This is a genomic window from Rheinheimera sp. EpRS3, assembly GCF_001513785.1.
Lineage (GTDB): Bacteria > Pseudomonadota > Gammaproteobacteria > Enterobacterales > Alteromonadaceae > Alishewanella.
The window spans coordinates 1-21,112 of record NZ_LNQS01000010.1 but is presented as its reverse complement, the minus strand read 5'-3'; the positions used below and the strand labels follow the sequence as shown (position 1 = coordinate 21,112).

24 protein-coding genes are annotated in these 21,112 nt (G+C 49.8%); 7 read left to right on the top strand and 17 right to left on the bottom strand.

What is annotated here, in order from left to right; translation table 11 throughout:
- Positions 1–76 precede the first annotated feature (76 nt).
- Positions 77–286: a DUF4287 domain-containing protein gene (locus tag AR688_RS15600; protein ID WP_068236047.1), complete on the bottom strand. Its 210-nt coding sequence runs from the start codon at positions 284–286 to the stop codon at positions 77–79.
- A 173-nt stretch (positions 287–459) separates the two neighbouring features.
- On the opposite strand from AR688_RS15600, the gene AR688_RS15595 reads away from it, so the two are divergent.
- Together AR688_RS15595 and AR688_RS15590 are read left to right on the top strand one after the other, a co-directional pair.
- Positions 460–906 carry an SRPBCC domain-containing protein gene (locus AR688_RS15595; protein ID WP_068237219.1) on the top strand — a complete coding sequence of 149 codons (447 nt, stop codon included), beginning with the start codon at positions 460–462 and terminating at the stop codon, positions 904–906.
- Positions 903–1,220, top strand: coding sequence for an ArsR/SmtB family transcription factor (locus AR688_RS15590; protein ID WP_068236045.1), 318 nt, complete (start codon positions 903–905; stop codon positions 1,218–1,220). The genes AR688_RS15595 and AR688_RS15590 overlap by 4 nt, the downstream gene beginning before the upstream one ends.
- Positions 1,221–1,240: 20 nt before the next feature.
- Here AR688_RS15590 and AR688_RS15585 read toward each other — a convergent pair whose 3' ends face one another.
- The gene (locus tag AR688_RS15585; RefSeq protein ID WP_082694813.1) at positions 1,241–1,528 is read right to left on the bottom strand and encodes a type II toxin-antitoxin system RelE/ParE family toxin; all 288 of its coding nucleotides are present in this window, start codon (positions 1,526–1,528) and stop codon (positions 1,241–1,243) included.
- The gene (locus tag AR688_RS15580; RefSeq protein ID WP_068236038.1) at positions 1,529–1,798 is read right to left on the bottom strand and encodes a type II toxin-antitoxin system Phd/YefM family antitoxin; all 270 of its coding nucleotides are present in this window, start codon (positions 1,796–1,798) and stop codon (positions 1,529–1,531) included.
- Between the two features lie 192 nt (positions 1,799–1,990).
- Between AR688_RS15580 and AR688_RS20025 the strand changes: the two genes are divergently transcribed.
- Complete coding sequence (locus AR688_RS20025) at positions 1,991–2,128, top strand: DUF3096 domain-containing protein (RefSeq protein WP_082694812.1); 138 nt, start codon at positions 1,991–1,993, stop codon at positions 2,126–2,128.
- Positions 2,129–2,155: 27 nt separating this feature from the next.
- Here the strand turns inward: AR688_RS20025 and AR688_RS15575 are convergent, their stop codons facing one another.
- The 3 genes from AR688_RS15575 to AR688_RS15565 all read right to left on the bottom strand — a co-directional run bounded on the left by AR688_RS15575 (position 2,156) and on the right by AR688_RS15565 (position 4,271).
- Positions 2,156–3,193, bottom strand: a complete 1,038-nt coding sequence (locus tag AR688_RS15575) for a fatty acid desaturase (RefSeq protein ID WP_068236035.1) — start codon at positions 3,191–3,193, stop codon at positions 2,156–2,158.
- Between the two features lie 79 nt (positions 3,194–3,272).
- A complete protein-coding gene (locus AR688_RS15570; RefSeq protein ID WP_068236031.1) occupies positions 3,273–3,710 on the bottom strand; it encodes a TonB family protein in 438 nt (145 codons plus the stop codon).
- 189 nt (positions 3,711–3,899) lie between these two features.
- A complete protein-coding gene (locus AR688_RS15565; protein WP_068236028.1) occupies positions 3,900–4,271 on the bottom strand; it encodes a nuclear transport factor 2 family protein in 372 nt (123 codons plus the stop codon).
- A gap of 133 nt (positions 4,272–4,404) precedes the next feature.
- Here AR688_RS15565 and AR688_RS15560 point away from each other — a divergent pair, with 133 nt between their 5' ends.
- The 3 genes from AR688_RS15560 (at position 4,405) to AR688_RS20235 (ending at position 6,145) form a co-directional block, all read left to right on the top strand.
- Positions 4,405–4,737, top strand: coding sequence for a hypothetical protein (locus AR688_RS15560; protein WP_068236025.1), 333 nt, complete (start codon positions 4,405–4,407; stop codon positions 4,735–4,737).
- 184 nt (positions 4,738–4,921) lie between these two features.
- Positions 4,922–5,320: a hypothetical protein gene (locus tag AR688_RS15555; RefSeq protein WP_156420327.1), complete on the top strand. Its 399-nt coding sequence runs from the start codon at positions 4,922–4,924 to the stop codon at positions 5,318–5,320.
- Positions 5,321–5,746: 426 nt separating this feature from the next.
- On the top strand, positions 5,747–6,145 hold the full coding sequence (locus AR688_RS20235; protein WP_156420326.1) for a hypothetical protein: 399 nt from the start codon (positions 5,747–5,749) through the stop codon (positions 6,143–6,145).
- Positions 6,146–6,506: 361 nt separating this feature from the next.
- Here the strand turns inward: AR688_RS20235 and AR688_RS15545 are convergent, their stop codons facing one another.
- The 9 genes from AR688_RS15545 to AR688_RS15505 all read right to left on the bottom strand — a co-directional run bounded on the left by AR688_RS15545 (position 6,507) and on the right by AR688_RS15505 (position 17,510).
- The gene (locus AR688_RS15545) at positions 6,507–6,812 is read right to left on the bottom strand and encodes a hypothetical protein (protein ID WP_068231615.1); all 306 of its coding nucleotides are present in this window, start codon (positions 6,810–6,812) and stop codon (positions 6,507–6,509) included.
- Between the two features lie 95 nt (positions 6,813–6,907).
- The gene (locus AR688_RS15540) at positions 6,908–7,354 is read right to left on the bottom strand and encodes a hypothetical protein (protein ID WP_156420325.1); all 447 of its coding nucleotides are present in this window, start codon (positions 7,352–7,354) and stop codon (positions 6,908–6,910) included.
- A gap of 304 nt (positions 7,355–7,658) precedes the next feature.
- Positions 7,659–9,521 carry a glycoside hydrolase family 13 protein gene (locus tag AR688_RS15535; RefSeq protein ID WP_082694811.1) on the bottom strand — a complete coding sequence of 621 codons (1,863 nt, stop codon included), beginning with the start codon at positions 9,519–9,521 and terminating at the stop codon, positions 7,659–7,661.
- 120 nt (positions 9,522–9,641) lie between these two features.
- Entirely contained in the window at positions 9,642–10,859 is a 1,218-nt protein-coding gene (locus tag AR688_RS15530; RefSeq protein WP_068236010.1) for an RNA polymerase sigma factor, read from the bottom strand.
- Positions 10,860–10,881: 22 nt separating this feature from the next.
- Complete coding sequence (locus tag AR688_RS15525) at positions 10,882–11,226, bottom strand: YciI family protein (RefSeq protein ID WP_068236007.1); 345 nt, start codon at positions 11,224–11,226, stop codon at positions 10,882–10,884.
- Positions 11,227–11,237: 11 nt separating this feature from the next.
- Positions 11,238–11,672, bottom strand: a complete 435-nt coding sequence (locus AR688_RS15520; protein ID WP_068236004.1) for a YybH family protein — start codon at positions 11,670–11,672, stop codon at positions 11,238–11,240.
- Between the two features lie 77 nt (positions 11,673–11,749).
- Entirely contained in the window at positions 11,750–12,985 is a 1,236-nt protein-coding gene (locus AR688_RS15515) for a threonine/serine ThrE exporter family protein (RefSeq protein ID WP_231732112.1), read from the bottom strand.
- Between the two features lie 195 nt (positions 12,986–13,180).
- Positions 13,181–15,604, bottom strand: coding sequence for a glycoside hydrolase family 31 protein (locus AR688_RS15510; protein ID WP_068236000.1), 2,424 nt, complete (start codon positions 15,602–15,604; stop codon positions 13,181–13,183).
- Between the two features lies 1 nt (position 15,605).
- Entirely contained in the window at positions 15,606–17,510 is a 1,905-nt protein-coding gene (locus AR688_RS15505) for an alpha-amylase family protein (protein ID WP_068235998.1), read from the bottom strand.
- A 197-nt stretch (positions 17,511–17,707) separates the two neighbouring features.
- Here AR688_RS15505 and AR688_RS15500 point away from each other — a divergent pair, with 197 nt between their 5' ends.
- Positions 17,708–19,387 (top strand): methyl-accepting chemotaxis protein, encoded by a 1,680-nt coding sequence (locus AR688_RS15500; protein WP_068235993.1) that lies wholly within the window; start codon positions 17,708–17,710, stop codon positions 19,385–19,387.
- Here the strand turns inward: AR688_RS15500 and AR688_RS15495 are convergent.
- Together AR688_RS15495 and AR688_RS15490 are read right to left on the bottom strand one after the other, a co-directional pair.
- A complete protein-coding gene (locus tag AR688_RS15495) occupies positions 19,384–20,274 on the bottom strand; it encodes a hypothetical protein (RefSeq protein ID WP_068235990.1) in 891 nt (296 codons plus the stop codon). The genes AR688_RS15500 and AR688_RS15495 overlap by 4 nt on opposite strands.
- A 116-nt stretch (positions 20,275–20,390) precedes the next feature.
- Positions 20,391–21,112 (bottom strand): outer membrane beta-barrel protein (locus AR688_RS15490; protein WP_231732111.1); only part of this gene is annotated, 722 nt, incomplete at its 5' end.

Genomic DNA, 21,112 nt, shown 5'->3' with positions numbered 1-21,112 from the left:
GCACAGTAAAACATATTTAAGCTTGATGTGTCGCCAAAGGGCAAAAATGGCAGGGCCGGGTCGGGTTAAAGTGTGCCTATTTCTGTGCGCGATAATATGCAACCAGCGCATTAGCGTGGCCGTGGCCAATGCCATGCTGCGTTTTTAAAAAACCTACCTGAGCCATATGCGGCTGATCCTTCACGTTATCCAGTAAGGTTAACCAGTGTTGTATGCTCTGGCCGTAGTTTTTTTCAATCGACGGAAAGTAAGACGCCGGGCCTTTAACAGCTTGTTCTGTGCTCATTGGGGTTCTCCTGTTAGCTAAGTGGTAGTAGGGCTTAGTCGTACCATAGCGGGAAAATTCGACATGGCAAATAAAGTATTGTCAAAAAAACATGCAACCATTTAGTTGCATGTTTGGTTGTGCTGTGCTTTAGTTAAACCGCAGTTAAGATAAACCTAGCTATGGAGCAACTTATGCAAAACACTATTCAGCGCGACCTTACTATTAACGCCACAGCAGAGCGCATATACAACGCCATTGCCACGCCGGAGCAGGTGGTAAAGTGGTTTCCCGATACGTTAACAGGTGAATACCGACAGGGGGCACAAGCCATATTCAGCTTTGGTGAAAAACACAGAAGCAGTGTTTATATCGAAGCGGCCAGCCCTTACAACTACTTTGCCTATCGTTGGGTGCCAGGCGGCAATAATTTCATCGGTGAAGTACTCACTGTGCCGCATACTCTGGTCGAGTTTCGTATTACAGAGCTGGAACCGGGCCGCTGCAAAGTCAGCTTAACTGAAACCGGCTTTGCCGATTTACCGCCGGACATCGCCGCAAGCAGCCTGGCACAAAACAGCAATGGCTGGGACTTTATGCTGGCGCGGTTACAACAATACTTCAGTGAGGAGGGCAAGTGACTCAGCTAGCCATAGCGCAGATATTTAAAGCATTGGGCGACCCGGTACGGTTGCAGATAGTGCAGCGCTTATCGAATGGTGCAGCACTGTGCCTGGGGGAACTGTCTAAAGATCTCGGCATTAGCCGCCAGGGCGCCCGTAAGCAAATTCAGGCACTGGTGTCAGCAAAAGTAGTACAGTTGCACCCGGCCGGGCGTGAAGTAAAAGTGCAGCTGGATGCCGCCACACTGGCACAGAGCAGGGTATTTATTACCGCGCTGGAAGCACAATGGGACGAGCGCTTACAGGCATTAAAGCAGTTTACCGAGCAATGAATGCTAGGGCGTGTTGATGTTTAAGGCAGTTGCAGCAGGCGCTCGCTGCGCCAGACGCGGATCAGGCTAATGCAGTCTGCTTCGCGCAGATACACCACACGAAATGGCGGCAGGATAATTTCACGGATATTGGCCTGATTAAACTCCGGCACTATCCGGCCGGAATCTGGCTGAGCGGTAAGGCGCTGTGCTGCGGCCAAAATATCTGTAACAAACTGCTGGCCAATATGCGGTACGCCTTGCTCCAGGTACCAGGCTTTTATTGTCAATAAGTCAGACATCGCCGACTGAGCAAGCTCCAACTTCACTCAGCTGATCCCCAGCAGCTGTTTAGCCTGTTCTGCAGTAACAGTGTTGCCATCACGAATATCCGCCAGGCCGATGGCAATGGCTTTAACAAAGCGCAATTCTTCAGCAGTGTTTTCGTAATCTTCCAGTGCCTGCACCACGGCAACGCCGCGGCCGCGGCTGGTAAGCAGCACTGGCCGGTGGGTACTATTGGTTTGCGTTACCACTTTACCGGGGTTTATTTTTAAATCCGATAACGGCACCACGTCTTCAGAGAATTTGGTTTGCATCATCAGCTCCTACTGTAAATGGTGCTATTAATAGCACCTGTTAAAAGGTGCCGTCAAGTAATGGAAGTGTCAGGTATCAAAGTCTGGTGCGGTTGTCATAGGCCACTTTTTTATCAATTGCTATATTCTCTGTCAGGCAGCAGAATGCTTTAGTTCACCCACCACTAAGTTCAAACATAAAAGGACAGGATTATGACTTTGCATATTGACCTTATTCCAGTGCTCTCCATTATTGCCGGTATTCTGATACTGATCCGGCCGAAGATCCTAAACTATGTTGTGGCTATTTATCTGATTGCCGTAGGCGTAATCCAGATTTTTGGCTTGTAAAGTGGATTAACGGGCAAACATAAGCAATCAATTTGCGCTGACTGTTTGCTCTTCCTTCCAGCGATTGCCGCTAATAAAAGTGGACAGATCATTGCTTCTTACTCCCTGTTCGCGCAGCACCTTAAGGGCTTTTCTGGCCACCAGTTGGCGTAAATAGAATGGCTGATTCACCACAAAATGATGGATAGTATGGGTACTGCCAAAGTTAAAACAAAATAGCTGCAGCGGCATAAAATACCAGCGATCCAGAATTTGGGTTTGCTGCAGCAAGTTATGTACGTTGCCATAATAATGCATATGAGAAGTGATAAAGTTTAAACAGAACGAGCGAAGAACGTTAGGGGCGATCAGCACTACCACGGCAAAATCAATGCCTTGCATCAGCCATACTAAGCTGTCCGGATAAGGTTGTGCGCTAATCCCGCCGAAGAGGGCATCATAGGTGTGGAATAGCAAAAACACATACCAAGTTAAAAAGTACAGGCTGGCCAGCGGAAAGCTTGCTTGCAGCAGCTTTTGTACGGAAAAGTTGTCTACTTCGCGGCGCAAAATAGCGCGGCGTATAAACAGACCCGATAACCCATCAAACATTACGATAAAACGGCTCAAGCCATAGGCAATGCCATTGCCTACCAGGCGTTCTTCCATATCATTGGCGGTGCCGGAGACTTTGTGATGTAACAGATGCATATCGCGCCTGTACCAGGGGCTAACTGTGTTAGGGCGCATCAACCAGGTTACTAGCATCATGCCATGGTAGATGATTGGCGTATTACGAAAATACTGGCGATGGATCAGATCATGTTCAATTTCATGCGAAAGGGATGCACACAGTGCGGCCACAATTATGCAGGCCCAGGCCGGGATCAATTGCAGGTAATATAAACCAGCGGCAGTTAGCATCCCCGTTAGGGCAAACAATAAGATACCCAGCCCAAGCCAGTTCTGGTAGCGCAGGATGGCATAGCGTTCGCGCCAGTATTGTTCTTCGGCACGAATAGCCTGAATGATGCAGCGGACCCGTTGCTGCGGGGATAGCTCATCTGACGCTTTGCTTACTGACATCTATGCCGCCTTTCCAAATAGCCCAGCCTAACAGATAGTTCAGCTGACAGCTGAAATTAACGAACTATGAACTCTTTCTCTATGTCTGACATGGCGCTGCGGCTTGCACTTTACAGCGAGCTTCTGCTTCCTCTGCTGTACTGCCGCCCATGCAGAAATCCAGCCGGATTAGCTTTTGCTCTGCTGCATTAGCTACACTGCTGTTGTTAACCCATAGCCATTTTTTAATCACTTTAATTGCTGGTCTGGCAATCACTTTAGCGGGCACTGAGTTAACCAGGCTAACGTCGGTGGTTTTACCGTTTTCATTAATTGTCACGTTAAACACACCACAACCGGCAATGCCTTGTTGTGCCAGCTCTATCGGGTACATGGGGGTAACTTGTGTTTCTCTGCTCCAGATTGCATCAGCGGCTGCCGGTTGTAGCAGGCTTAGCTGTACGTCTGCATAGTTGTTAGCATCAGCCTGAAAAACCGCTGTAGCGAGGGTGATAGCCAAAATCGTTGGTAATTTCATTGGTTTTCCTTGTTGTTAAATCATGATATTTCCTTTAACAGACAATAAATGTACCAATTTTATTTACAGAATCAACCATCAAAGCCAGGGCTAATGTTTGGCTAACACAGCGCTGACAGCAAAGCTTACTGGCGCAATATCTTTGCCAGCGCTTTACCTTTGGCCAACAGATAATCTGACCCACTCTTGCTACGCTTTATTTAACTCATATAATTTGGGCTGGCCGACAGCGAAAGATGCGGTTTTAATTAAGCCGTTCTGCACTTCGTAAACGCATAACATTTCAATTTCGCCTTTGCCTTCCGGGAAATTACGGGTAATTACTTCGTGATCTACTACGATATTTTCCATAACAGCGCGGCTTAAAAGGCGGGCATGCAGGTCAGGCTCGGCAAACCGAACCAGCATACGTTTACGCATTTCTTCATGGCCTGAAGCCAGACATGCACCGTGTAAAGTGAATTGTTGTGCATCTTCGGCATAGGTACTTAGCCAGGCTTCGATATCTTTATCATTGTAAGCGTCCAGCTGGCGCTGAATTAAAACTGCGTAATCGTTCATTTCACTCTCTCCGATGCCTGGGCTGTATAGCTAATAGCATACTTTTTAAAAACATTGCCAATGTAAATAAATTGTATTTTTTAGGCGTGCCGTTAAAATTCTATTTTCTTCTTGGTCACATCAGGACGTGAAAATGATAACGCCACAGCAAAAACAGCATGTACGGGAACTGATTAACATACTATACAGCCGTGCAGGAATTAAAACCCAGTTTCGGGGTGAGGTGAATGAAGATGTTGCAGCGGTTGTAGGCGATCTGCTGACAGATATCGCAACTTGTTCCGATGCATTTCGATGGGTGCCTAAGCCGACAGGCGGCAAAGCGAGCGTCCTCTGGTTGGTTAAAAATATTTCACAAAGCGTAATGGCGGAACTCAAACAGAAGCAGTCGGTAACTTGCATGCGAGCACGTATACTGCAGTACAAAACATCATTGGATATGGCAGCTGCAGGGCTGGGTTACTAACTGAGGCGGTTATATGATTAAACAACTTCTATTACTTTCGCTGTTTGCCCTGTCTGCTTGCAGTTTACAAGCGCAGCCAACAGTTACAGCGTGGCCTGCATTTAATTGCAACAGTCATGCTGTCACCATCACTTTTGTCGATCTGCGTATTTGTACGAGCGCCAAAACTTATAGCAAGGTTGAAGTGCTGGCAGGCGCAACCCCAACCATCGTGTTTGAACAAGGCGAAAGCCGCTTTGATGCGCTTAGTTATGAATCTGCCGATAAAGCCTTGTCTGGTTTACCCGCCCGCTTAGAAGTAGCAAATGCCCGCCAGGCATTAGATGCTTTGTTTTCCTGGCGTGGTAGCTCAAATCTGTCGCCTAAACAGCAGGCATTATTACAGGTATTTGGTATTGAAGCTGAAACCCGGCTTATGCAGTTTAATAATGGCAATATGACAGCTTATATGCGGTTAAACGAAGGCGCAGCTGACAATACAGTTTTTATTATCGTTGGTGACAGCAACAACATTTACCGCTTAATTGGCAATTTTAACGAAGCTGATGTACAGCGCTGGCTTAGCTTGATCACCGCTGTGTAAGTTCAACAAAGATAGCGGTAATTCGGGTGATACAGCTAAACTTTGTGCGGTAAATCTATTGCCGCTGTATTTTTCCGGTACCGGATTTTTGCCTGTATGTCGTTAATTAGCTACGACCCCTTTTTCCCTAATTAGCTACGACCCCTTTTTCCCTTTTTCCCCATCAAAAAGCAGATGCTGCTTTTAAAGCTCAGCATGCAAGTAGCAAAGATAATTTTAAACCGGATGAGTTTGTCGAGGTTGAGTAATCTAAGGTGGATTAAACAACTTCTATTACTTTCTCTGTTTGCCCTGACGGCTTGCAGTTCACAAGCGCAGCCGACAGTTGCAGCGTGGCCTGCATTTAATTGCAACACTAATGCTGTCAGCATCACTTTTGTCGATCTGCGTATTTGTACGAGCGCCGAAACTTACAGCAAGGTTGAAGTGCTGGCAGGCTCAACCCCAACCATAGTGTTTGAGCAAGGCGAAACCCGCTTTGATGCGCTTAGCTATGAATCTGCCGATAAGGCCTTGTCTAGTTTACCCGCCCGCTTAGAAGTAACAAATGCCCGCCAGGTATTAGATGCTTTGTTTTCCTGGCGTGACAACCCAAACCGAACGCTTCAACAGCAGGCACTGCTAGAGGTATTTGGTATTGAAGCTAAAACCCGGCTTATGCAGTTTACCAATGATGATTTGGCAGCTTATGTGCGGGTAAACGAAGGCGCTGCTGACAATACAGTTTTTATTATCGTTGGTGACAGCAACAACATTTACCGCTTAATTGGCAATTTTAACGAAGCTGATGTGCAGCAGTGGCTGAGCTTGATCAGCGTTGTATAAGTTCAGCAAAGATAGCGGTAATTCGGGTGATACAGCTAAACTTTGTGCGGTAAATCTATTGCCGCTGTATTTTACCGATAGCGGGTCTTCGCCTGTATGTCGTTAATTAGCTACGACCCCTTTTTCATTTCTTGTATGTCGTTAATTAGCTACGACCCCTTTTTCAAATTCTTCTGAGAGCAACTTGCCATAAATATAATCTCCCGAGGGCTTCTATCTCGCTTGGCATCCTATTTTCCTAACGTTGATGATAAAATTGAAACGAGCTTTAATAGAACACATAACGCCCGCCACAAACGCGAGCAACTTGTTGCGAGTCGAGCGCCCATAGGGCGCGTTTTTGATGGCGCTTGTTAGGGCCTTACTGCTTTGGCGCATAAATAAAAACATAGCTGTGGATACCATTGCGTACAGTTTTGTTTCTTGGCGCTGGGTATATTTTAAAATCTTGGATTTTTAGCTCTGGTGTCCCTGTGCTATCAACAGCTCGTTGATGCAATGGAATTGTTGTCGCTAATCCCTTTAAATTTATAGCGTCCAGAGCTTCGATAAGCTTTTCATTCTGCGCTACTTCAAGAACAAAATCTCGCCCGTTGTCTGAAATGTGGTATTTCGCGGTACCATCACTTAGCCCGGCATCAAGCAGAATTTGACTTTCTACACTCATGTTTGACTCCTTAGCCCTAACGCCGCCAGCAGCGGCCGAGTGAAACGAGGTCCAGCGAACGTAGTGAGCGATGCTGACTGGCTTTGTTATGGTCTTCACTCGTTTGCATGGTAACTTGCCAATACTTGACCTAGCCCTACCGACAACTCGTTGCCTTCTGATTTTGGGTATTGCGCAGAAATAAAGCTAATACTTTTCTGGCCTGAAACTCTAAATATAGAGTTTAGATAGGTAGTCTTTGATAGAAAAAATGACTTAACCATAAACTCCAACACCAAACCAGAAACCCCATCAACAGAAATATTTGTGATGACAGGATCGCCAATGACTTTAGATAAGAACGGAAGCTCTTTTTTAAAACAGGAAAAGTGTTTATTTGCATAATCCAATAGTTCTGGCCCTTTGCCAGCATGGTAGATGTCAATCATATATATCCCATTTTCATCCTCGAATGTTAATGCGGAAATATCATCATCCCAAAGCTCTTCAGTTAACTGCCAGCTTTCTGGGTGCTCAAAATAGATTCCGTTTTTATCAAACACACCGATCACCATTTATTGCCATAACAATATTATTAGAAGGCAAAACCCCTGCTTTCACCGCGAGATTCACCCTTCTATCATGTTTTTACATTCTGCTAAACTAGCCAACATTTGTCACTTAATCAACAACATCTTGCACTGTGCTGAAAAAGTGCCTGCGTGAAAGCGGGGTTTAAGCTTGCGATTAACTTATTAACAAAAATAGCGCTGTTTTACAGTGGGTTATACAGTACTTACGTGCGTTAAAAAAATGACAGGGCTTTGAGAAACCACAGCGGCTTTCGCCGCTGTGGGGTGTTTAAGGTTAACGAATATCGAGTACCAAAGTACCTCGCGCTGGTACGGTGAGTTGTTTATCCAGCTTTAAGCTTTTGCCGGTTATAACCTCTGTTGCGGTTTTACCTTGTGGCAGTACTTCATTAAAACGGGCTAAATCCAGCGTTATTGCTTTGGCTTGTTTATTCATTACCACCATTACTGTTTGCGCTTCGTTATAGCGGAAAAAAGTGTAGGTGCCATTATCGGGGGCAAAATGCATTAGCTTGCCGCTGTGAATAGCCGTGGCGGTTTTGCGCCAGTTAAGCAGGGTTTTTACTAACTGCTGGGCACTTTTTTGCGTGGCGTTTAAGCCTTTTCCGGTAAAGGCATTAACTTTGTCGCCAGCCCAGCCGCCGGGGAAGTCGGCGCGTACTTTGCCGTCGTCGCGTACTTTGGGGCTGGTCATGGCGATTTCAGTGCCGTAAAACATTTGTGGTATACCGCGCATGGTGAGCAGGTAACTTACTGCCATGCGGTATAAGTTAAAATCTTCGTCCAGCACCGAAAACAGCCGGGCGGCGTCGTGGTTGCCTTCAAAGGTGACCAGATTAAACGGGTCAGCATACACATGGTCGTTGCTAAGCATTTCATACAGGCCAATCCAGCCGCTGTTCCAGTCTTCAGCTGTGGTTAGTGCTTTTAACAGGGCATCGTACAGCGGAAAATCCAGCATTGCCGGGGTGTGCGATACATAACCGTCTTTATTTTGTTTACCGCGCTGCCAGTACGACACAATCAACGGGTTGGGGCTCCATTCTTCGCCAACGATATTAAAATCGGGGTATTCCAGCATAATGCGCCGGGCCCATTCGCTTAAAAATTGCTTGTCGGCATAGCTGTAGGTGTCTTCGCGGATACCGGCCAAATTAGCGTATTCCACCCACCAGATACTGTTTTGAATAAGGTAAGTGGCCAGTAGCGGGTGGCGCTGGTTGAGGTCGGGCATGGTGTCGACAAACCAGCCGTCGGTAAACAGTTCGGTGTCGGCTTTGCTGGCGTAAGGGTCTTGTATGGTGCTGCGGCTGTGGTTGGTGCCAACAAAGGGCGCACCTTGCAGAATATCTTGCTTATTCAGCCAGTTGTCATCGGGTAAATCGCTTAGCCACCAGTGCTGATGGCCAATATGGTTCAGAATAATATCCTGAATGACTTTAATGCCTTTGGCATTGGCAGCCGCGACAAAATCGCGGTATTGCTGATTAGTGCCATAGCGCGCATCAATATTGTATAAATCGGTGGCGGCATAGCCGTGGTAAGAATAAGCACTTTGGTTGTTTTCTGTCAGCGGCATGGGCCAGATGGCGGTGTAGCCCATGCTTGCAATATAGGGCAGGGCATTTTGCATACCGGCAATATCACCGCCGTGGCGGCCATTGTCATCCTGGCGGTTAGCTTGTTCCAGCATGCCGGGCATATTGTCATTGCCCGGGTTGCCGTTGGCAAAGCGGTCTGGTGCCAGCAGGTAAATAACATCGGCCGGGTTAAAGCCCTGGCGTTTGGCAGAGTTGGCGCTGCGCTGTAATAACGGGTAGTTATGGCTTAGTACCGTCTCGCCATTATGGCGAAAATGCAGGGCAATATCGCCGGGTTTTACGTTGTCGACCAATGTCAGGTTAACAAACAGGTAATTGGGGTTATTGGTGCGGGTAACACCGTTAAGTGTTACGCCGTCATACTGTACCTGTGGCTGCAGCCGGGCGATGTCTTTACCATATAACATCAGCTGCAGTTCGGGGTGCTGCATACCCGCCCACCAGTTGGCTGGTTCCAGCCGTTCAATAACAAAGCTATCTGCCATTACATGGCTGCTTAGCAGGGTGGTTAAGGCAATAAGGGTTTTGTGGTACATAGCAAAAAGGTCCGCTGACACTTGGGTTGCCTATCGTGAAGCAGTGCACCATTATGACGCAAGGTTAGCGGCGGTTTTGCATACGTATTCAGCCACAACCCGGACCAGTGCCGGCTGCTATCAGCTTTGTAATGCCGCTATTTGTTGCTGCAAAAAGCGCTGCTCCGGGGCCTGCTTACAATGGCTGAGCGCTTGCTGGTAGGCGTTAAGCGCCTCCATTTTTAGGCCAAGCTGGCGCAGCAAATCAGCTTTGGCGGCGTATAGCAGATGATATTGGTTTAGCTCGCCCTGTAATTCCAGTTCGCTGATCAATGCCAGGCCGGCGGCCGGGCCGTCACGCATGGCAATGGCTACGGCACGGTTCAAGGCGACAACCGGCGACGGATCGGCCTGCAACAGTAAATTATATAAGCCGGTAATTTCATGCCAGTCTGTGTCTGCTGGCGTCGCCGCTTCGCTATGGATGGCGGCAATGGCGGCTTGCAAGGTGTAAGGGCCAATACGGCGGGTGCGCAGCGCCCATTGCACCAGCTCGCTGCCTTCCGTTATTTCATGGTGTTGCCATAAGCTGCGGTTTTGCTGGGGTAGTAATACCAGCTCGCCGCTGGCGCTGATGCGCGCCGCGCGTCTGGCATGTTGCAGTAGCATCAGTGCCAGCAAACCTGCGGTTTCAGCATCGGGTAGCAGTTGCAGCATTAAGCGGCCCAGGCGGATGGCTTCATCACTTAAGCTGATATCCAGCAATTGCACGCCGCTGGAGGCCGAATAGCCCTCGTTAAACAGCAGATAAATTACCTGCAGTACGGCATCAAGCCGCTGCGGTAATTCTGCTGGCGGTGGCACTTCGTACGGAATGCGCGCATCGCGTATTTTGCCCTTGGCGCGCACTATACGCTGCGCCACCGTGGCCGGGCTGGTTAAAAAGGCGCTGGCAATTTGCTCGGTGGTTAAGCCGCATACTTCGCGTAGTGTTAGGGCCAGTTGCGCATCGGCGGCTAAGCTGGGGTGGCAGCAGGTAAAAATCAGTCGCAACTGGTCATCGGCTATCGGTTGCTGATCTGGCGCGTCTTCTGCTGTTAGCTGTTGCAGTATTTCATCTGGCAGTTGGGTGAGGCGTGCGGTTTTACGCAGCTGATCTATGGCTTTAAAGCGCCCGGCCGATATCAGCCAGGCACTGGGGTTGGCTGGTATGCCGTCCTTTGGCCATTGTTGCAGCGCAGCATGAAAGGCTTCGTGCAGGGCTTCTTCGGCTAAGTCAAAATCGCCCAGCAGGCGGATCAACGTAGCCAGCACTTTACGCGACTGCTGCTGATACAGTGCGCTGATCTGCTGCTGCATTGTTACAGCTGCCACCTAAGGGTTATACCTCAAGCTGGCGCACTGGCCGTACTTCTACCGAGCCTACCCGGGCTGCCGGTATGCCGCTGGCAATTTGGATCGCTTCGTTTAAATCATGCGCTTCTACCAGGTAAAAGCCGGCCAGTTGCTCTTTAGTTTCGGCAAAAGGGCCGTCGGTAATGCTGACTTTGCCGCTACGCACCCGGATGGTAGTGGCAGTGCTGACCGGTTGCAGGGCTTCGGCGGCCAGCATACGGCCGCTGCCGTGTATTTTTTCAGCGTAGGCCAAGCATTCGCTGTCATGCGGGCTGTCGGGCAGGCTATGCAAGGTGTTTTCGTCGCTATATACCAGACACAGATATTTCATCGTTGTGCTCCTTAAGGCGCTAAGTTTGACAGAATAGTACCGCTTTCCATATCAAATGGCATCGAGTAGTGCTCGTGCACTATTTTCCAGCCATCGCTGCCACGTTGCCAACACTGTGTGGCGCGCATCCAGCAGCTTTGCATCTCACCTTTGTCATTGGTGCCGCCACAGTGGTTCAGGCTGTGGCTAAACGCCAGTTGCTCGTTAGCCTGCACTTTTAGCTGATGCACTTCAAACATCGATTCGCCGCTGCAAAACTCCATGCAGCGTTGCCAATGCTCGCGGTAGTCGGCTTTGCCTTTAAATTGCAACTGCGCTATCGCATCAAAAGCAATAATGTCGTCATGGTACAGTGTCATAATTTTGCTAACGTCTTTGCGGCGCAATGCGTTAGCCCAACTGGTAAGCAGATCGGTAATTTGTTGTACTTGTTGGCTGTGATTCATGTTGTTGCTCCTGTTTTACCATCAAAGGTATAACTGGTCGTTACGGCAACGATGAAATCGACAACGGCTGAATACTATTACAAACTTTTTTTCGGCGGCAGTGCTACGTTGGCAAAAATAAGCCCGGCTACCAGCGCCATTAAAATCAGAAAGGTTTGCTGGCCCACGCGGTCAGACACAACAAAGTCCTGACCTGAAATCAGCGAGTTTAAACCGATATAGGTTTTACTACCCGGCACCAGCACGATTAAGCCGTGCATAGCGACGATAACGGCCGGTGCATTGGCCAACCGGGTAAACAGGTTGCTGTATAGGCCAACGGCAAAGGCACCTAAGAATGCGCCTATGGTGTAATCGAACATGCTGGCACCGGTAATGCTGACACCATAAGCGATAAAGCCGGCGGCTAAAGACCACAGCGTATATTTGCCACGGCTTTTAAACAGCACGATCAGCGAGCTTACCAGTATGCCTACAGCCAGCCAGGCAAAGTGGCGCGAGATTGGCGGCGGCTTAACAAAATCGACCACACCGAACAGGGCAAAACCTATAGCTATACCCAGTAAGGCGCCAAAATACAGCTTAAACAGCAGCATCAGCGCATCCATAATGCGGGCATTGCCCGATACCAGATGCCGCGCGGCCAGTTCAGCAAAGCCGATGGTCAGAGCTAACCCTGGAATAAACGAAATAATGGCTGATAGCACGGTTAAACGAATATTAATGCCGGGGTCGATATAACTGCTGATGGCGCAGGCGCCAATACCGGCGGCCAGTGCCACTAAAGGCTCGAGCATATTGGCAATGCGCGGCGAGCGGGCGGCCCACAGCATAAACAGGTAAACCAACAGTGATAACAATGACGACCACAGTACATCATTCCAACTGGTGGCCATTAACATAGCAAAAGCCCCGCCGGATGCCATCATCGCTACCGCTGTGGCCAGCTTACCGTAAGAGCTGGGGCGCACATCAATAGCATCCAGCAGTGCATCGGCTTCGTTAATGCTGACGTTGCCCTGCAACACCTGATCGACTAGTTCGTCAGTACGCGACAGTGCACCTAAATCCAGATCGCCGGGGTTAACCCGTGAGGCATGGGTGTACTCCTGCTCATGGCCGTCGGTCCACAGCACAAAGGTCATCGAGGTGGGGGAGATAATAAATGAGCCTTTTAACCCCAGGTGGGTTGTTAGCTCGGATAAATGTGCTTCCAGCCGGTAGGCAGGTGTACCGTACTTGTGCAGCATCTTGCCCAATTTAACGACAAATTTGCGTTTATGATTAAAATCAGCTGTGTACACAGGCGGCATCCATTAGGGGGTAACTTATTCATTGTAATGCAAAAGCGCGCTGTTACCAGAGAGATTAGATCTGCGTATTGGCATCGAACCGGTTCACCCACACCAACACGCCGTAAATACGTCCCTGTAGGCTCGATTCGGCCATCCTGGCCTGCAATGGTTGGTTTAGGGTAAGCCGGTTCTCGCTGTGATGATAACGATGAACTAGCGAATCAGGATCTGCTGTTTATCAGCCTGCCAATTAATTTTCACCTTTAGCTGCTTAGTAGCTTTATCGTACCAGGCCACATTTTGCATACGGTTAAAGCGCGCTTGCTGCGGTACCAGTTGAATATAGCGGCCATCAACGCTGATGTGTTTGGGTGTCGCGGTTTGGTTATGTATTACCAGTGTAAGCTCGCGGCTGTCTGGCTTGCCTGTGTAATCGCCGCTGCGGCGCAGTTCAAATTTCTGCCCGCCATCTTGCTGCAGATAATAGAAGTTCAGCAGCTCAAACTGGCCATTGGCGATAGCGTCTGGCGTTTTGCCATCGTCTTCATACATTTCACCTTTAGCGCACTCTACGCTTGGGTCGGCATAGTAATGCAGTGTCAGCTTGTTACTGCTGTAATCTTGCGTGCTTTGTACAACTTCAGTCATCGGTACAAAACTACCGGCTTTTACCAGCACCGGTATGGTGTTAATGGTTACCGGCACCTCAACTTTGCTATTACCGGTGTAGCGTTTGCCGCTGAAATAATCAAACCAGACGCCGCCTGGTAACTGCACCGGCCATAAAGTGACACCGGGCTCGGTTACCGGCGCGACTAAAAAGGCGTCACCCCAGAGGTAGCTGTTTTTCTCATCCATCAACGCCGGGTTTTGTTCAGCAGAGAAAAATAGCGGCCGCATTAACGGCATGCCGGTTAGGCTATTTTGATACGCCAACGTGTAGTTGTATGGCAGTAGCTGATAACGCAAATTCAGCCAGGGCCGCAGCGTTTCGATGGTGTCGCTATCATGAAATACCATTTCCGGTGCGATATGCTCTTGTGCATGCGGCCGGTATACCGGCTGGAATACGCCGTATTGCAGCCAGCGGATATACAGCTCTTTATCAAACAGCTCGCCACCGGCAAAGCCACCTAAATCCGAATGGATATAACCAAAGCCAAACAACCCCATGCTAAGCGCCAGTTCTACCTGCGGCTTTAACCCGCCCCAACTGCGCTCAACGTCTCCTGTCCAGGGCACCATACCAAAGCGCTGGCTACCGGGCGCGCCGGCGCGCATCATAATAAAGGGCCGCTGTGCCGGGAAATCACGCCGCATACCGCTGTACACCATATCGGCCCACTGGTGGCCGTAAGCGTTATGTACCTCGTTGGCTGTGCCGATAGCATGCACGGTATCTTCGGGGTGTACTTCAGGCTCGCCTAAGTCGCCCCAGACACCGGCTACGCCTTGCTCTGCCAACCCCTTATAAATTTGCCAGAACCAGTCTTGCGCTTTGGGATTAAACACATCAATTAAGCCGGTATTACCAAAGTAAAAATCAAAGGTTTTCGGCTTGCCATCTAAACCCGGTGCTATGGCACCGGCCGCTACCGCTTCCTGCCAGCGTTTTGAACTGGTCAGCACAAAGGGCTCGGTGACTAAAATAGTGTTAATGCCATCTGCTTTTAGATCGGCCAGCATGTTTTCCGGTTGTGGAAAGGCGGTTTTATCCCAATCGAGGTTACCCATATGGCCCTGAATATCCGGGCCAAACCAGTATAAATCCAGCACTAAGGCATCCAGCGGCAACTTAAGCTCGCGGAACTTCTGCACCACAGCGCGTGCTTCTGCTTCGTTACGATAGCCAAAACGTGAGGCATAGTTGCCTAAGGTCCAGCGTGCCGGTAGCGGCTGACGGCCGGTTAAAGCAGTGTAGTTGTTGATAAGCGCAGGGTAAGAGTCGCCGGCAACAACCACATAGCTGCTACGGCCACCTTCGGCGCTAAACTGCATAATACCGGGCTCAGTGTGGCCTAAATCGGCTTCGCCTTTGGCTGAGTTATCAAACAATAACAAATACTTATTGCTCGACATTACCGCCGGCAGGCTAAAGTACATCTGGCTGGACTCAGTGCTGTAGCCATAATGGGCTTTGTTATACAGCGGAAATTTTTGTCCGCGCCGGTCCATACCTAATACGCGCTGGCCGCCACCCAGCAGTTTTTCGCCATCGCTTAGCGCAAAGCGAAAGCCATGTTGTTGCGGCTGTTGTTGACGCTGTTGCTGTTGAAAATAACCTTGCTCTTCGGCCAGCAACAATTTGCCCTGATAGTAATAGCTTAGCTGTAGTGGGGCTTTATTAATTTTTACCGTTAAATTGGCCGAGCCCAGCGTTAAGGCAGCTGCACTTTCGGTCAGGCGTAACTGCTGTGGCTGGCTTTGCTGGCTAATAGAAAATGACGGCAGCTGTTTTACGCCTTCGCTCTGATAAAACGCTTCTACCACATCGCTCTGGTAAAATGTCAGGCTAAGCTGGCCGCTGTCGGTTTGAATATTTAGCGTATTACCTTGCAGGCTATGTTGTTGGTACTGTGCCGCCTGTGCTGCGATTGCGCAGCACAGTGTGAATAAAACAAAGAATAACCGCTTCATATTAAAGCTCCAGAATAACCGATGCCAGCGGTGCCAGTTGCAGCGCCACAGTACCCACGCCGTTTGCTACCTGCAGCGTGTATTGGGTGTCGGTTAACTTGTCGGTTAACGGGTATTGGCCATCCGCCAATTGCCACTTTGTAATCAGTTCTGCCGGCAGCGTTAAGCCAAAGCTGACGTTATTATCGCTGTTAAAGTGGCTGACAATCAGCAGCTTTTGCTTATCGTTATAACGGGCAAACGCCAATTGTTGCTCGCTGTAGGCCGTGCCTGCAGCCAGGTTGACGCTGTGCAGCTCAGTATATTCACCCATTAGCGCCGGGGCGTTGGCGGTAAAGCTAAGCAGGGTTTTATAAAAATTATGCAGTGCCAGCTCGTCAGCACTTAAACCGCCGCCATCAAACTTGCCACCATTCATCCAGCGCTGGTGGTGTGGTACGCCCCAGTAATCAAAAATAGTGGTGCGGCTGGCTTTACCAAAACCGGCATCTTCAGCACCCGGTTCGCCAACGTCCTGACCAAAGTACAGCATAGTGGGCGATGTACTGATAGTTGCTGATACCACCATGGCTGGCATGCCTTTTTTGGCATCACCGGCAAACTCCGGTGCGGCAATACGCTGCTCATCGTGGTTTTCTAAAAAGTGCAGCATATGGTGTTCAATATCGGCCATCCGTTGCTGGGTTTCTACCAATGCAGACGTGGGGCCTTTGCCTTGCATCACCAGTTTTAAGCTATCGTAAAACTCTACCTTGTCGTACAGGTAATCCATTTTGCCAAGCTTAAGATAGTCGCGGTATAAATGCGGCTGATACACTTCGGCTAATAAAAAAGCGTCGGGGTTTTTGTGTTTAACGTGGGAGTTTAAATAGCTCCAAAATTCTACCGGCACCATTTCGGCCATGTCATAGCGAAAGCCATCTACGCCTTTATCCAGCCAGTATTGGGTAATGTCGCGAAATTTCAGCCAGGAGTCAGGTACGTCTTTACCCTGCCAGAAAGCGTAATGGGCCGGCCAGTCTTTGTCGGCGTAATCGCTTGGCAGTTTGTCAAAGTCGTAGCTGCCGTCTGGTTTTACACCATAGTTAATTTTTACTGTTTCGTACCAGTCATCAAAATCTGGTTGTGCCGCACGCGAACCATTGCCGGTCCACTTGGCTGGCGTTTCGTTAAACTTGCCGTCGGCGGCAGAGTGAGCATCGCCGCCCAGTACTTTATAACTGGCAGGAAATGCCGGCACATTAAAAGGCTGGCCCGGCACATAGTAAAAGTTATTGTCGCGGGCATATTCAACACTGGTATCGTCATTGGCGCCAAAGTCGGATACTCCTGCCGGGTTCGACAGCGATTGATACTGGCGTGCCACATGGTTGGGGACGATATCAATCAGCACTTTCATACCATGCTGGTGTGTGCGCTTAATCAGTGCTTCAAATTCGGCTAAGCGGTTGGCCGGATCGGTGGCTAAATCGGGGTTAACGTTGTAGTAGTCTTTTACTGCATACGGCGAGCCGGCGCGGCCTTTAATTACGTCCGGGTCATCATGACTTATGCCGTAAGCGCTGTAATCACGCACCAAAGCATGGTGCGGTACACCGGTATACCAGATATGGCTGGTGCCCATGGCTTTAATGGCGCTAAGGGCTTCTGGTGTAAAGTCGGCAAATTTGCCCACACCGTTTTGCTCCAGCGTGCCCCAGGGGGTGTTGGTAGTGTTCTGGTTACCAAATAAACGGGTGAATACCTGATATACCACCACTTTATGTTCTGCAGTATTCACAATAGTAGCGTTATGCTCAGTGGGTTCTGCCTTAACAGGCGTGGCTTGTTCTGGTGCTTTGCCGCCGCAGGCCAGCAGCATGCTGCCAGCAAGGCTTAGCATCAGAATAGTGGCTGTTTTGTTCATCTGTCTACCCTGTATTTTTCTATTTGTGCTGTAAAGTAGCCGAGTGTATTACAGCTGGCTTGCCTTTTTATGGTGCATACGTATGCAGGCGTTGCCAAAAGGCTTATCAACTAAGGTCGCATCCCGCTTTCTTTCCACCTTGTTTACACTATGCTGTAACAGAATCAACTTGTTATGGCATAACGCGGAGTTTGTCTATGTTCAACTTTAAGCTGAAAAATAAAATGCTACTGCTGGCGGTATTGCCAATAGTAACAGTGGTATTAGCGCTGATGCTGTTGATATACAGCCAGATGCGTGCAATGGGGGAAGCAGAAGTTGTGCAGTTTCGCGCTGATATGATGCACGAAAAGCAAAATGCACTGGAGCATCATGTCGCTATAGCAATAACTGCAGTGGCACCGTACTTTAGCGGCGGTGAGCCGTCGGCAGAGCAGTTAGATGCCGCCAAGGCAGTGATCCGCGCCATGAAGTTCAGCGATGACGGCTATATGTTTGTTTATGATCTGGCCGGTGTAAATATAGTGCATGGCTCTAATGCCGCACTGGAAGGGCGTAACCTGATTGAGTTAAAAGATCCCAATGGCGTGCTGCTGATCCGCGACTTAATTGAGGCTGGTAAAAAAGGCGGTGGCTTTGTTACCTATATGTGGGATGAAAAAACCCGTGGCGGCTTAACGCCGAAACTGGGTTATGCCGCACCGATGTACAATAACCGCTGGATTTTGGGCTCGGGTTTTTATATCGACGATATTGACCGCCGCGTGGCAGAACAACAAACGCAAATCAGTGAGCGGATTCGTAATACCCTACTGCTGATTATCGGCGGCGCCATAGTCATGCTGGTGTTGGTGGTACTGCTGGCGTTATTTGTGGCAAACCTGGTGGTGTCGCCACTGCAAAAAGCCTCAGCGGCGCTGATTAATATCGGCCAGGGCGAGGGCGATTTAACCCAGCGCTTGCAGGTAGAAACCTCCGATGAAGTAGGTGAAGTAGCGCGCGGCTTTAATGAGTTTGCGCAGAAAATTCAGCAATTGGTAAATGAAGTAAAACAAGCCGTGCTGGCGCTAAGCCATTCTGCGTCTACCATGCAGCAAATTGTGCGCTTAACCGATCAGGATGCAGGCAGACAAAAGGCCGAAACCACCCAGGTGGCGGCGGCGGTGTATCAGATGTCTACCGCTGTGCAGGAAGTCGCCGGCAGTGCCGGTTTAGCTGCCAGTGCCGCGCAGGAAGCAGACAAAGAAGCCGTTGGCGGCCAGCAAAGTGTAGCGCTTACCATCAGCTCGATTAATAAGCTGGCTGAGGACGTAAACCGTGCCGGTGATGCGATTGAAAAGCTCGGTGCCAATGCCGATAAAATTGGCTCAGTGGTGAATGTTATTCGTGGTATTGCCGAACAAACCAACCTGCTGGCGTTAAACGCCGCAATAGAAGCTGCCCGTGCCGGTGAGCAGGGCCGGGGTTTTGCTGTAGTAGCCGATGAGGTGCGTACGCTGGCGACCCGCACGCAGCAAAGCACCAATGAAATTCAGCAGATGATTGATTTGTTCCAGCAAGGCACCCGTGATGCAGTGCAGGTAATGCAGCGCGGTAAGGAGCAGTCGGTACAAACGGTAGCGCAGGCCGATAAAGCCAGTGAGTCACTGCAAACTATTACCAAATCGGTTAGCACCATTACCCAGATGAATATTCAGATTGCCACCGCGGCGGAACAACAAACGGCAGTGGCAGCTGATATCAGCCGCAGTATTCATGAAATTGCCCAACTGGCCGATCAGGCAGCAAATAATGCGTCTGAACTGGCAAAATCGACCGATGAGCTGGGCACTATTGAACAACGGCTCAGTGCCCTGGTACAGCGGTTCCGCGTTTAAGTTGCTGGTATAGTGTGCGCCGGGGCGGGTAGTTCCGCCAGAGGCCGGCGCACAAACCAACGGCCAAGGTGCCACAGCAGCCACAGTGACAACAGCGGAAACACCAGAGTTTGCAGGCTGTACACCACTATCAACTGGATCAGTTTCTCTACCATATTGTCGGAAAAACTTTTAACCGCGGCAAACATATCGTTGGCCTGCGCCGCCATTTGCCGCAACCAGCTTAATGAACCTTCGTCACCGCTTTGCAGCGGCTGATCAACCCGTTGCAAGGCCGCTGTTTCACCGCTAAGGGCGGCTTCTGCCGCTATACGCTGCGGCTCTAGCACCCAGTCTGACAACTCGGCCACGCCAAAAGCGGCCAGTGGCACACCAATGCGAATAACCAGCAGCAGGGCAATAAAAATACGTAACAGGTAGGTGGCGGTGTTGCGCCAGCTCGCCGGGCCCAGCAACAAGATTACGGCCGACAGCAGAATGCCCGTACCAAACAGGGGCAAGGCCGCCAGCTTGCCAAATTCGAGCAAAAACAGCTGCAGGCCAATGGATGTCATGGCCAGCACCATTAAGTCGGAATAGCGTACCGCCATATCCTGCAGTGGTTTTAACAACTGGCCGGGTTTTATACTGGCAACGCCAACGCCTACCTGGGCTTCAGATACAAAAGCGATGCCGCGGTCAATTAAACGGGCAGTGGCAAAAGAGGCGCTGCTAAGCACTAAGCTGCGTTGTAACGCGGCGGTGGCTCTGTCATCCAGCGGTGACAGCACCGGGTTTACCAGCCGTTGTTGCAGCATACCGCTATAAATACCGGCACACAGCGCCAGCAAAAACAGCAACAGCGCGAATAAACGTTGGGCAGGGCTAAGCTTGGTCAGTAGTTTCATGGCGGCCTCCGGCTAACAGCATGGCGGACGCCTGCTGAAGCCAGTATTAACCATTTTGCTATCCAGTAAAAGCGCTGCAGCTAAAGTAAAGGCGCCCTGAGGCACCTTACTGCGGGTTAAAACGAGTAACTGACACCGAGCATAATATTGTCGGCTTTATTACCTTCCAGATGATAGCGGTTAAACACCGCCTGTAAGGCGATGTGCTCGTCCAGTGCATAACTGGCGCCTAGCGCCCAGTAGATGTCGGTGTCGCTGGTTTTATAGCGGATCAGGTTGTCACCTGCAGTGCTGTTGGTTTCGCTGTTCCAGGCAAATACGCCGGCCTGCACAGTAGCCGACCAACCGGCATGTTGCCACACGTGGTAGGACAAGCCGCTGCGTACACCTTTTGCCAGCATAGGGCCAATGTCAGACACTGCCTGATGAAACGCCTCCGGGGTGAGCGTTTCGCCACGCATACTGACACTGGCATCGCCTAAGTCAACATAATGCGCTTGTACTGCCAATCGAGGGGTAAAGTAATAACTCAGGCCCAGCGCCCAGCTTTTACCGCTGTCATCATATTGCAGCAGCTCGGCGTTGTCAGGTAGCTGGGCAAGGATCTCTGATGTTGATTGCTTGGTAGTGCTTTTACCAAACATAGCATCAAGCGACCAGTTTGCCTGAGTGTTAAAACTCAGTAGGGCTGCTAACAGCAACACAGGTTTTAGCAGGGCTTTGCGCTGACGGATAAGTGCCATACAGGCCAGTAACAATAATGGCCAGCCATGTACCGCGCCGCCAGACGATTTATTTACCACGGTAATTACCTCATAAGCCGTTATAGAAATTGTCA